General features: G+C 67.3%; 12 protein-coding genes and 2 tRNA genes. 2 read left to right on the forward strand and 12 right to left on the reverse strand.

Going from position 1 to position 12,137, the window contains the following annotated elements; translation table 11 throughout:
* Together tig and B2869_RS16750 are read right to left on the reverse strand one after the other, a co-directional pair.
* A partial coding sequence (gene tig / locus B2869_RS16745) for a trigger factor (protein ID WP_292769046.1) occupies window positions 1-1,334 on the reverse strand: 1,334 nt, incomplete at its 3' end.
* 63 nt (window positions 1,335-1,397) lie between these two features.
* Window positions 1,398-1,471: transfer RNA gene (locus tag B2869_RS16750), tRNA-Pro, on the reverse strand.
* 109 nt (window positions 1,472-1,580) lie between these two features.
* Here B2869_RS16750 and B2869_RS16755 point away from each other — a divergent pair.
* A tRNA-Gly gene (locus B2869_RS16755) sits at window positions 1,581-1,651 on the forward strand.
* Between the two features lie 142 nt (window positions 1,652-1,793).
* A complete protein-coding gene (locus tag B2869_RS16760; RefSeq protein ID WP_292769049.1) occupies window positions 1,794-3,023 on the forward strand; it encodes a hypothetical protein in 1,230 nt (409 codons plus the stop codon).
* Between the two features lie 69 nt (window positions 3,024-3,092).
* On the opposite strand, the gene B2869_RS16765 is transcribed toward B2869_RS16760, so the two are convergent.
* The 10 genes from B2869_RS16765 to B2869_RS16810 all read right to left on the reverse strand — a co-directional run.
* Window positions 3,093-3,446 (reverse strand): RNA polymerase-binding protein RbpA, encoded by a 354-nt coding sequence (locus B2869_RS16765; RefSeq protein ID WP_017830291.1) that lies wholly within the window; start codon window positions 3,444-3,446, stop codon window positions 3,093-3,095.
* Window positions 3,446-3,694, reverse strand: coding sequence for a preprotein translocase subunit SecG (gene secG, locus B2869_RS16770; RefSeq protein WP_017202783.1), 249 nt, complete (start codon window positions 3,692-3,694; stop codon window positions 3,446-3,448). Before secG ends, B2869_RS16765 begins: the two co-directional genes overlap by 1 nt.
* Window positions 3,695-3,775: 81 nt before the next feature.
* Window positions 3,776-4,567 (reverse strand): triose-phosphate isomerase, encoded by a 792-nt coding sequence (gene tpiA / locus B2869_RS16775; RefSeq protein WP_017830290.1) that lies wholly within the window; start codon window positions 4,565-4,567, stop codon window positions 3,776-3,778.
* Window positions 4,558-5,772 (reverse strand): phosphoglycerate kinase, encoded by a 1,215-nt coding sequence (locus tag B2869_RS16780; RefSeq protein ID WP_292769061.1) that lies wholly within the window; start codon window positions 5,770-5,772, stop codon window positions 4,558-4,560. The genes tpiA and B2869_RS16780 overlap by 10 nt, the downstream gene beginning before the upstream one ends.
* Window positions 5,773-5,782: 10 nt before the next feature.
* Window positions 5,783-6,793 carry a type I glyceraldehyde-3-phosphate dehydrogenase gene (gap, locus tag B2869_RS16785; protein ID WP_021201517.1) on the reverse strand — a complete coding sequence of 337 codons (1,011 nt, stop codon included), beginning with the start codon at window positions 6,791-6,793 and terminating at the stop codon, window positions 5,783-5,785.
* A 115-nt stretch (window positions 6,794-6,908) separates the two neighbouring features.
* Window positions 6,909-7,535: a superoxide dismutase gene (locus tag B2869_RS16790; protein WP_021201518.1), complete on the reverse strand. Its 627-nt coding sequence runs from the start codon at window positions 7,533-7,535 to the stop codon at window positions 6,909-6,911.
* A gap of 185 nt (window positions 7,536-7,720) precedes the next feature.
* The gene (gene whiA / locus B2869_RS16795; protein WP_017830285.1) at window positions 7,721-8,698 is read right to left on the reverse strand and encodes a DNA-binding protein WhiA; all 978 of its coding nucleotides are present in this window, start codon (window positions 8,696-8,698) and stop codon (window positions 7,721-7,723) included.
* A 67-nt stretch (window positions 8,699-8,765) separates the two neighbouring features.
* Window positions 8,766-9,638, reverse strand: coding sequence for an RNase adapter RapZ (gene rapZ, locus B2869_RS16800; protein WP_021201519.1), 873 nt, complete (start codon window positions 9,636-9,638; stop codon window positions 8,766-8,768).
* A 34-nt stretch (window positions 9,639-9,672) separates the two neighbouring features.
* Window positions 9,673-11,577, reverse strand: coding sequence for an excinuclease ABC subunit UvrC (uvrC, locus tag B2869_RS16805; RefSeq protein WP_167253906.1), 1,905 nt, complete (start codon window positions 11,575-11,577; stop codon window positions 9,673-9,675).
* Window positions 11,577-12,137: ATP-binding cassette domain-containing protein (locus B2869_RS16810; protein ID WP_292769071.1), on the reverse strand; the 561-nt coding region annotated here is incomplete at its 5' end. The genes B2869_RS16810 and uvrC, both read right to left, overlap by 1 nt.

The following is a 12,137-nucleotide window of genomic DNA, read 5'->3' on the forward strand; positions in this document are numbered from 1 at the left end:
TTGGCCGGAGCCTTCTTGGCCGGCTTCTCCTCGGCCTCGGCGGACTCGGCGTCGTCGTCGGTGACGATGAAGTCGGACAGATCGACGGCCTTGCCGTTGCTGTCGACCACCTTCACCTTGCCGAGCGCGATCGCGAGGGCCTTGTTGCGCGCGACCTCTCCGACGAGCGCCGGGAGCTGGTTCGAGGACTGCAGCGCCTCGACGAACTCCTGCGGAGCCATGCCGTACTGCGCAGCCGACTGGATGAGGTACTGGCTGAGCTCTTCCTGCGAGACCTGCACATCGGCCTGCTCGGCGATCGTGTCGAGCAGCACCTGCGTGCGGAACTGCTTCTCGCTCGCCTCGGTGACCTCGGCGCGGTGCACCTCGTCCTCGAGACGGCCTTCGCCCTCGAGGTGGTTGTGCACCTCGTCCTCGATGAGCTGCGGCGGAACGGGGATCTCGATCTGCTCGAGCAGCACCTCGACGAGCTTGTCGCGCGCGGCGGAGCCCTGCGTGAAGACGCCCTGCTGAGCGACGCGCTCGGCCAGGCTCTCGCGGAGCTCGGCGATCGTGTCGAACTCGCTCGCGATCTGCGCGAAGTCGTCGTCGGCCTCGGGGAGCTCGCGCTCCTTGACGGCCTTGACGGTCACGGAGACCTCGGCCTCGGAGCCGGCGTGGTCGCCACCGACGAGAGCGGAGCGGAAGGTGGTGTCCTCACCGGCGGTGAGCGACTCGATCGCGTCGTCGATGCCCTCGAGCAGCTCGCCGGAACCGATCTCGTAGGAGACGCCCTCGGCGCGGTCGATCTCGGCACCGTCGATCGTCGCGACGAGGTCGAGCTCGACGAAGTCGCCCTTGGCGGCCGGACGGTCGACCGGGACCAGCGTGCCGAAGCGCGCGCGCATGTTGTCGAGCTCGGCGTCGAGCGCGGCGTCATCGGCCTCGACGGCGTCGACCGTCACGGTGATGCCGTCGTAGGAGGGAAGCTCGATCTCGGGGCGGACATCCACCTCGATGTCGACGAGCAGGTCACCCGAGAAGTCCTTCTCGTTCGGCCACTGCGTGATGTCGGCAGCCGGACGGCCGACGACGCGCAGCTTGTGCTCGACCGTCGCCTCGCGGAAGAACTTGTCCAGGCCCTCGTTGACGGCGTGCTCGATGACGGCGCCACGACCGATGCGCTGGTCAATGATCGGAGCCGGGACCTTACCCTTACGGAAGCCGGGGATCTGCACGTCCTGAGCGATGTGCTCGTACGCGTGAGCGATGCTGGGCTTGAGGTCGTCCGGGGTGACCGTGATGGTGAGCTTGACCCGGGTCGGGGTCAGCTTCTCGACGGTGCTGTTCGCCATGCTGGTGTGTTCTCCTTGTGATTTCCGCTTCGATTCGCGGCTGTAAGGTCCGTGGGGGCTGTGTCGGGGCGACAGGAGTTGAACCTGCGACCTCCCGCTCCCAAAGCGGGCGCTCTACCAAACTGAGCTACGCCCCGGGGAATCCGCACGCGGATTCAGCCCCACCGAGTCTAACGGACCAGAGCATGCGCCAGAGTCCGGTATAGTCGATGAGTCGGTACCGAACCTTTCCGAAGGTCCGGATCCGGGGCTGTAGCTTAGTGGTAAAGCCTTAGTCTTCCAAACTAATGATGCGGGTTCGATTCCCGTCAGCCCCTCCGCTCGAGAAGGCTCCCACCATCGGTGGGGGCCTTCTCGCATTCCCCGTGACCTTCTCCGGCTCGCGTCCGCCCGTCGAATACGCTGTCAGCATCGCTGCACGCAGTCTCCGACCGGAAGGCATCATCGAATGGGCACGACGTGACCGACCGGCCCCCTTTCCAGACCGCGACGGGCACGGCGCCGCTCCCGGGCGGGCACGTGCTGCCCGTCCTGCTCTCCGCCGGTCCCCCCACTGCTGCTGCATCGCCGCGACGGAAGAAGCACACGGGCGTGGTCCTCGGACTGCTCGGCGGAGCGGCCGTGATCGCAGGGCTGGCACTCGCTCAGGTGACGGCGAACCTCGGGTACGACAACGCGCTGTCGCGATACGGGAACACCGCCGAGGCCACGTCGACCACGAAGACGCAGGTCCGTGAAGAGATCGCGGGCCTCCGTGCGGTCACCGGGGCGGCGGAACAGATCCTCGCCGGAGGAAACCAGCCGATCGCGGTGCCCGAGGAGGTGCAGGCGGGGCTCGCCTCAGCGCTCGCCGACGGCACCACCACCGCCTCCGAGGCCGACGCCGTGGTCGCGACCGAGATCGCCGGGGTGGGCACGAAACCGGGCTGGTTCTGGGAACTGTTCGGCGCAACGTCGGAGCTGGAACAGCGACGGCACGATCTCGACGTGCTGTCCGATGAGCTCGCTGTCGCCTCCGCGGAGACGGCAGACACGCAGGAGGCTGTGGTGGAGAGTGGGTTGGCCGTGATCAACGCCGCCGGTGCGGCCGCTCCGGCGTTCGAGGCCGCGCACCTCTCCGCCCGCAACGAGGCCGTGATCGCCCTGCGCGACGCGGCCGCCGAAGCAATCGCCGCGACGATGGTGGATGAGGATGCGGCGACCGCCTACGTCTCCCTGCAGGACGCGGCCGCGCGGGTCGTCGCCACCGAGGGCGAGGAACTGGCGGAGAAGTCGGGCCCGCTGTTGAACGCGCGGCTCGAGATCGAGGCCTTCGCGCGGTCCCTCGCTCCCGGCGTGCTCCTCGACTTCGACTGGTCGCCGGTCGTGAGCGGGGCCGGCTACAACGGCAGCATGGGCGGGTACACCACCTGGTGGTGGGGAGAATCCGGGCGCGCGACGATCGAGCTCTCGAACTCGGTCGCGGAGCAGTGGCCCTCGACACGGAGCAAGGCGCTCGTCGCCCATGAGGTGGGGCACGCGATCAGCGTGAAGTGCCAGAGCATGTACGACTCGTCCACCCAGGACAGCATCGAGAAGTGGGCGACCGCGTGGGCCATCAGCATGGGCTACACCGACGACGCCAACGGGGTGTGGGCGTACGGCTATCCCCCGCAGAACTACATCGACGCCGCAGCGGGCTGCCGCTGAAGACGGTGTCAGGGTACGGAAGAAGCCGCCGCGATGACTCGCGGCGGCTTCTTCGATGTCAGACCGAGGTCACTGGCCCCGGCGCTCGCGCAGCTGCGTGAGTGCGTCGTCCAGAAGCTGGACGGCTTCCTCGTCGGTACGACGCTCCTTCACGTAGGCGAGGTGCGTCTTGTACGGCTCCGCCTTCGCGAGCGCAGGAGGATTCTCCTTGTCGCGACCGGCGGGAAGACCCGATTGCGGGTGATCGATCGTTTCCGGGATCTCCTCTTCGGGGAGACCGGCGGCGAAGTAGCGCACGGTCTCGTTGCCGAGACCGTCCCAGTACGAGACCGCGATGCGGTCTGCGTGATAGCCGTGGTCCTGCTCGCCCATGGGGCCTGAGCCGACACGGGTGCCGCGGATAGCGTTTCCTCCGGTAGCCATCAGATGACCTCGAATTTCGTGATGAGGCCCAGCGCGACGATGGAGACGAACCACGTCAGAGCCAGGACGACGGTGAAGCGGTTCAGGTTCCGCTCCGCGAGCCCGGAAGAGCCGACCGCTGAGGTCATGCCTCCACCGAACATGTCGGACAGGCCACCGCCGCGGCCTTTGTGCAAGAGGATGAGGAGGGTCAGCAGAACGCTGGTGATGCCCAGCACGACCTGCAGGACGAACTCGAGAATTGCCACGAGAAAGAGCCTTTCGCTGGGGCCGGAGCGCCCCCGTAACGGTCAAGTATACGGTGCAGCGGGGCCGAAGCCCCGCTGCACTCACACGCCGACGTGCTTCTCGAAGCGGATGATCGCGGCGAACTCGTCCACGACGAGGCTCGCCCCGCCGACCAGAGCGCCGTCCACATCGGGTTCGCGCATGAAGCTGGCGATGTTGCCCGACTTCACCGAGCCGCCGTAGAGGATGCGCGTGCGCGCAGCCGCTTCGTCGCCCAGGACCTTCGCGACGACGGCTCGCAGCGCGGCGCAGACATCCTGCGCCTGCTGCGGGGTCGCTGCCTGGCCGGAGCCGATCGCCCACACGGGCTCGTACGCCACGACGATGTCCGCCTTCGGCGAGACGCCCTCGAGCGCGGCCTCGAGCTGGGACACCGGGACCGCACTGGCGCCGAACTTCTCGAGGTCGCCCGCGGTCTCGCCGACGCAGATCACCGGCACCAGTCCGTGCTTGAGCGAAGCCTTCACCTTGGCAGCCACGATGTCGTCACCCTCGGAGTGGTACTCACGGCGCTCGGAGTGACCGATGATGACGTACTTCGCATCGAGCTTCGCCAGGAACGCCCCCGACACCTCACCGGTGTACGCACCGGAGTCGTGCGCCGAGACGTCCTGCGCACCGAGCGCGAACGGGATCTTGTCCGCGTCGATGAGCGTCTGCACGCTGCGGATGTCCGTGAACGGCGGGAAGACCGCCACCTCCACCGATCCGTCTTCGTGCTTCGCGTCCTTCAACGTCCAGTGCAGCTTCTGCACGAACGCGACCGCCTGCAGGTGGTCGAGATTCATCTTCCAGTTTCCCGCGATCAGCGGGGTACGGGAGTTCACGCCCATCCGAGGACCTCCAGCCCAGGTAGTTTCTTGCCCTCGAGGAATTCGAGGCTCGCGCCGCCGCCGGTCGAGATGTGACCGAACTGGTCGTCGGAGAAGCCCAACTGCCGCACGGCCGCCGCGGAGTCGCCGCCGCCGACGACGCTGAGGCCGTCGACCTCGGTGAGCGCCTGCGCCACGGTCTTGGTACCCGCCGCGAACGCCGGGAACTCGAACACGCCCATCGGGCCGTTCCAGAACACGGTCTTCGACGCGCGGATGACCTCGGCGAAACGTGCCGCCGTCTCCGGGCCGATGTCGAGGCCGATGCCGGAGGCACCGAACGGCGTGGACTCGATGGCATCGGCTGCAGCGACTTCGTGCGCGGCATCGGCGCCGAAGGATGCGGCGACGACGACGTCGGTGGGGAGCACGAGCTCGACGCCACGCTCCGCCGCCTCCGCGATGTAGCCGCGAACGGTCTCGAGCTGGTCCTCTTCCAGCAGGCTCGACGCCACGGCGTGACCCTGTGCCTTGAGGAAGGTGAACAGCATGCCGCCGCCGACGAGGATCTTGTCGACGCGCGGCAGCAGGTGCGAGATGACGCCGAGCTTGTCGCTGACCTTGGAGCCGCCGAGCACGACCGCGTACGGACGCTCGGGATTCTCGGTCAGACGGTCGAGCACGTCGAGTTCGGTCGCGATCAGCAGACCGGCCGCGGACGGGAGCAGCTCGGCGAGCTCGTAGACGCTCGCCTGCTTGCGGTGCACGACCCCGAACCCATCGGAGACCAGCACATCGCCGAGCTCCGCGAGTTCAGCCGCGAAAGCCGCACGGGTGGCGTCGTCCTTCGAGGTCTCCCCCGGGTTGAACCGCAGGTTCTCGATGACGACGACTCCGCCGTCCTCGAGGGACTCCACGGCGTCCTTCGCCGACTCGCCGACCGTGTCGCATGCGAACGCGACCGGGGCACCGAGCAGCTCGGACAGGCGCTGGGCCACCGGCTCCAGGCTGTACTTCGGGTCGGGCGCACCGTCCGGCCGCCCGAGGTGAGAGCACACGACAACACGGGCGCCCGCGTTGATGAGTGCGTTGAGGGTCGGCAACGAGGCGCGGACACGGCCATCGTCCGTGATGATCCCGTCCCGCAGGGGGACGTTGAGATCACAACGGACGATGACGCGCTTGCCCTCGAGCGACCCCAGAGTGTCCAGGGTGCGCAGAGTCATGTGTCTGAGCTTAGAGGCGCTCGGCCACGTACTCGGTCAGGTCGACGAGACGGTTGGAGTATCCCCACTCGTTGTCGTACCAGCTGGAGACCTTGATCAGGTTGCCGCTCACGTTGGTGAGCGTCGAGTCGAAGATCGACGAGTGCGGGTTGTGCACGATGTCGCTCGAGACGATCGGGTCCTCGTTGTACTGGAGGTAGCCGGCGAGGCGACCCTCGGCAGCGGCCTTCTTGTACGCCTCGTTGACCTCGTCGACCGTCAGGTTCTCACGGTCGGTGATGAGGGTGAGGTCGACGATCGAGCCGGTCGGAACCGGAACGCGGTACGACGAGCCGCTGAGCTTGCCCTGGAGCTCCGGGAGCACCTCGCCGATGGCCTTGGCAGCACCGGTCGACGCCGGCGTGATGTTGATCGCGGCAGCACGTGCACGACGCAGGTCGCTGTGCGGGCCGTCCTGCAGGTTCTGGTCGGCGGTGTACGCGTGAGCCGTCATCATGAAGCCGCGGTCGATGCCGAACGCGTCGTTGAAGACCTGGGCGAGCGGCGCGAGGCAGTTCGTCGTGCAGGAGGCGTTGGAGATGATGTGATCGGTCTCCGGGTTGTACGTGTCCTCGTTCACGCCCATGACGAACGTGCCGTCGACACCGGTGCCCGGGGCCGAGATGAGGACCTTCTTCGCGCCGGCCTCGATGTGCTTCTTGGCGAGTTCAGCCTTGGTGAAGAAGCCGGTGGACTCGATGACGATGTCGACGCCCAGCTCACCCCAGGGGAGGTTGGCGGGGTCGCGCTCGGCGAACGCCTTGATCGTCTTGCCGTTGACGGTGATGCTCTCATCGTCGTAGCTGATCTCGGCGTCGAGGACGCCGCCCACCGAGTCGTACTTCAGCAGGTGCGCCAGGGTCTTGTTGTCGGTGAGGTCGTTGACGGCGACGATCTCAAGGTCCGCTCCCTGCGCGAGAGCCGCGCGGAAGTAGTTGCGTCCGATGCGGCCGAAGCCGTTGATACCGATCTTGACAGACACTCAGGTCTCCCTGTTTCTCGTGCACTGCACGCTGCTTTCCAGCACGCGTGGAGCGCGGGGTTTTTTGGCTGAGAGGGCGTCCCGACGAGCCGTGGCCCGTCGGGACGCGACCCGATTACGACAGTACCAGCAGGCCGTTCGTCTGCTTGCGGGCGACCTCGAGGCGCTGGGCGACGTTCTCCCAGTTCGCGATGTTCCACGCGGCCTTGACGTAGTCGGCCTTCACGTTGAGGTAGTCGAGGTAGAAGGCGTGCTCCCACATGTCGAGCTGGAACAGCGGGATCGTGCCCTGCGCGGTGTTCGACTGCTGGTCGAACAGCTGCTGGATGATCAGACGCGAGCCGATCGAATCCCAGCTGAGGACCGCCCACCCGGAGCCCTGGATGCCGGTCGCCGCTGCCGTGAAGTGCGCCTGGAACTTCTCGAACGAGCCGAAGTACTCGTCGATCGCCGCCTTCAGCTCACCCTCGGGCTGACCGCCGCCGTTCGGCGACAGGTTCGTCCAGAAGATCGAGTGGTTGACATGGCCGCCGAGGTTGAAGGCGAGGTCCTTCTCGAGCTTGTTGACGTTCGCGAGGTTTCCGCTCTCGCGCGCCTCGGCGAGCTGGTCGAGTGCGGTGTTCGCACCCGTCACGTAGGCCTGGTGGTGCTTGTCGTGGTGCAGCTCCATGATCTTGCCGCTGATGTGCGGCTCCAGGGCTGCGAAGTCGTAGGGAAGGTCGGGGAGCGTGTAGGTCGCCATATCGCTTTCATCCAATCCGCGCCGCGCCGCGGCGCTTGCCGATCCTCCGCGCCGCCGATGTGCGGCGTAGAGCGGACGTGATTCATCCTACTGACGACAACGCGGCGGCGCCCCCGATCCTTCCGTCGTATGACGAAAGACCCGCCGTCCGGGGGCCGGTCGGCGGGTCTTGGTCGAGAGGCGGATCAGACGTCGAGTCCGACGGGGACCGCGGCTTCCGTTCCGGGGATGCCCTCCTGCTGCGCGCGCTTGTCGGCCATCGCCAGGAGGCGGCGGATGCGGCCGGCGACGGCGTCCTTCGTCAGGGGCGGGTCGGCGTGGTGGCCGAGCTCGTCGAGGCTGGCGTCGCGGTGCGCCAGACGAAGCTCGCCGGCCACCTTGAGGTGGTCGGGCACCTCGTCGGCGAGGATCTCGAGCGCGCGCTCGACACGTGCGCACGCGGCGACGGCGGCCTGCGCGGAGCGGCGGAGGTTCGCGTCGTCGAAGTTCACCAGGCGGTTGACGCCGGCACGGACCTCGCGGCGCTGGCGGAGCTCCTCCCACGCGATGGCGGTCTTCTGTGCACCCATCTCGTTGAGGATCGTGCGGATCGCCTCGCCCTCGCGCACGACGACACGGGGCATTCCGCGCACCTCGCGTGCCTTGGCGGCGACTCCGAGGCGGTGCGCTGCCCCGACGAGGGCCATCGCGGCCTCCGACGAGGGGCAGACGACCTCGAGCATGGCCGAGCGTCCGGGTTCGCTCAGGGATCCTGCGGCGAGGAAGGCACCGCGCCAGAGCCCGGCGACCTCGGCTCGCGAGCCGGTGGTGAGTCGGTTGGGCAGTCCGCGCACGGGGCGCCGACGCTGGTCGAGCAGACCGGTCTGACGGGCGAGGGTCTCCCCCTGTGCGATCACGCGCACCGCCCAGCGTGCGCCGTCGTTCGCGGTGCTCGACTGGACCTGGGCGATCTCGGGTCGCACACCGTAGATCTCGGCGAGGTCACGAGCGACGCGGCGTGCAAGGGTCTCCGCGTCGACCTCGGCCTCCACGGCCACGCGACCGGCGATCGAATGCAGACCACCGGCGAACCGGAGGATGGCGGTCACTTCCGCGACTCGCACCGTCGGGGGTGCATTGCGGATGCTGACCAGCTCGGCCTTGACGTCGGTGGTTAGTGCCACGACACTCCTTCACGTTCACGCGCCGGATCGCGACGCAAACGTCCAGCTTACTCGGCCGGACGGCCCGCTACTCTCGGCCCAGGTCCCGGTGACGGACGTTCACGGCGACGCCCGGGATCGCGGCGAGGCGGCGCGACAGCTCCTCCGACATGGCGACGGAGCGGTGCTTTCCCCCCGTGCAGCCGATCGCGATCGTCGAGTGACTCTTGTTCTCGCGCTGATATCCCTCGAGCACCGGCACCAGCGCCGCGGAGTAGGCGTCCAGGAATTCCATCGCGCCATCCCGGGAGAGCACGTACTCGCGAACAGTTTCGTCCTGCCCCGTCAGGCCCCGCAGCTCCTCGTTCCAGAACGGGTTCGGCAGGAATCGCATGTCCGCGACGATGTCGACATCCGTCGGCAGCCCGTACTTGAACCCGAAGCTGAGCAACGTGACCCGGTGTCGCGCCTCCCCCTCCTCGGAGAAGATGTCGGAGACCTGGGTGGCGAGCTGGTGGATGTTGAGCGTCGACGTGTCGATCACCAGGTCGGCTGCTTCCCGGATCGGCGCGAGCCGGGCTCGCTCGATGCGGATGCCGTCGAGCAGGGTACCTTCGCCCTGCAGCGGGTGCGGTCTCCGCACGGACTCGAACCGACGTACCAGGACGTCGTCGGACGCGTCGAGGAAGAGCACGCGAACGGAACCGCGGGAGCGCAGTGCGCGCGCCACGCCGGGGAAGTCGTCGAAGAGGTTGCGTCCGCGCACATCGACGACCGCCGCGACCTTCGGCAGAGCAGTGCCGCCCATATCGGTCAGATCGAGCAGCGGACGCAGGATCTGCGGAGGCAGGTTGTCGACGACGTACCAGCCGAGATCCTCGAGTGCGTTCGCCACCGTCGTCCGACCTGCGCCGGACATTCCCGTGACGATGAGGAACTCGCCCTTCTCCCCGTCAGTCATTGCTCAGTGCTCCCTCTCCCCCTCGGCCTCCAGCCTAGCGAGTGGACAGGTGCGTGTGGATGTTCTGAGCGAGCACGGGACCGATTCCCTGGACTTCTTCGATCTGTTCCGGCTCGGCGGCGCGGAGAGCGGTCACCGAACCGAAGTGCTTGAGCAGCACCTTGATGCGGGAGGCCCCGAGTCCCGGTACCTCGGCGAGCACCGAGCCGATGTCGTTGCGCCGCCTCTTGCGCTGATGCGTGATCGCGAACCGGTGCGCCTCGTCGCGCAGGCGCTGCAGAAGGTACAGGGCTTCGCTCGTGCGGGGCAGGATCACGGGGAAGTCCTCTCCGGGGAGCCAGACCTCCTCGAGACGCTTGGCGATGCCGCAGACCGCGATCTCGGTGTGTCCGGCGTCGCGGAGCGCTCGGGCCGCGGCCTCCACCTGCGGCTGTCCCCCATCGACGAGGAGCAGCTGCGGCGGATAGGCGAATCGGGGCTTGCGTCGCACCGTCGCCTCCCCGACGTCTTCCGCCACGACCTCGTCGGTCGTCGGGTCGATGGCCTCGGGCTCTTCGGGACGATCGAGGTAGGCCAGACGGCGACGGAGCACCTGGTACATGGAATCGGTGTCGTCGGTCGTCTCGGCGATGTTGAACGACCGGTACTGGTCTTTACGGGGAAGCCCGTCTTCGAACACCACCATCGACGCGACGACATTCGTGCCACCGAGGTGGGAGATGTCGAAGCACTCGATGCGCAGCGGTGCTTCGTCCATGCCGAGCGCCTCCTGCAGGTCGGTCAGCGCCTGGGTTCGAGCGACATAGTCGGTCGTGCGTCGCGTCTTGTGCCGGATCAGTGCCTGCTGCGCGTTGAGCGTGGCGGTCCGCATGAGGTCGGCACGCTGGCCGCGCTGCGCGACCGCGATCTCGACCTTCTTGCCGCGGCGCTCACGCAGCCACACCTCGAGCTCCGCGGCGTCATCGGGCAGTGTCGGAACCAGGATCCGACGCGGAACGTCCTGCGCCTCTCCGTAGGCCTGCTGCAGCACCTGCTCGACGAGCTCGCCGCTGGAGATGTCGATCTCCTTCTCGATGGTCAGGGCGCGCACACCACGCACCCTGCCGCCACGGATCACGAAGTGCTGGACTGCGGCGGCGAGTTCGTCTTCCGCGATCCCGAACAGATCGGCGTCCTCGTCGCTGGGGAGGACCAGTGCGCTCTTGCCCAGCACGGCTTCGATCGCCGAGAGCTTGTCACGGTACTTGGCCGCTGCTTCATAGTCCATCGCCGCGGATGCCGCCAGCATCCGTTTCGTGAGCTCGCGGGTGAAACGCTCATCGCCACCTGCCATGAAGGCGACGAAGTCGTCGACCATGGCACGGTGCTCCTCGATGCTCACTGTCATCGAGCAGGGGCCCCCGCACTTGCCGATCTGCCCGGGAAAGCACGGACGGCCTGTCTGCATGGCACGCCGGTAGCTGGAGTCGCTGCATGTGCGGATCGGGAAGACCTTGATCATCAGGTCGATGGTCTCGTGCACCGCCCAGACCTTCGGGAACGGACCGAAGTACCGTGCGCCGGGGATCTTGCGGTTGCGGGTGACGATCACTCGGGGTGCTTCGTCCGCGAGAGTCACGGCCATGAACGGGTAGGACTTGTCGTCCTTGTAACGCACGTTGAAGGGCGGATCGAACTCCTTGATCCACATGTATTCGAGCTGCAGCGAATCGACATCGGTGGGGACCACCGTCCACTCGACGGACGAGGCGGTGGTGACCATACGACGGGTGCGCTCATGCAGCGTGCGCAACGGTGCGAAGTAGTTCGACAGACGCTGACGCAGGTTCTTCGCCTTGCCCACGTAGAGCACCCGGCCGGCAGAGTCGCGGAAGCGGTACACGCCGGGGTCGGTGGGAATCTCCCCCGGCCTCGGCTTGTACGACAGCACATCGGCCATCAGCTGGCCTTCCGCGCGGAGCGCCCCTCACCCAGGATCTCGCCGAGGAACAGCCCGGTGTGGCTCGCCTCGACGCGGGCGATCTGCTCCGGGGTACCCGTGGCGACGATCTGGCCACCGCCGGAACCGCCTTCAGGTCCGAGGTCGATCACCCAGTCCGCCGACTTGATCACGTCGAGGTTGTGCTCGATGACGATCACCGTGTTGCCCTTGTCGACCAGGCCGTTGAGCACCTCGAGGAGCTTGCGGACGTCTTCGAAGTGCAGACCCGTGGTCGGCTCATCGAGCACGTAGATGCTGCGCCCGTTGCTGCGACGCTGGAGCTCGGTCGCCAGCTTGACGCGCTGCGCCTCGCCGCCGGAGAGCGTCGTCGCCGACTGGCCCAGCCGCACGTACCCGAGCCCGACGTCGACGAGCGTCTTCATGTAGCGGTGGATCGCCTGGATGGGCTCGAAGAAATCGGCTGCCTCCTCGATCGGCATCTCGAGCACTTCGGCGATGTTCTTGCCCTTGTAGTGCACGGCGAGCGTGTCGCGGTTGTAGCGCTTGCCGTGGCAGAC

The organism is Microbacterium sp. UBA3486 (assembly GCF_002377845.1).
Lineage (GTDB): Bacteria > Actinomycetota > Actinomycetes > Actinomycetales > Microbacteriaceae > Microbacterium > Microbacterium maritypicum_A.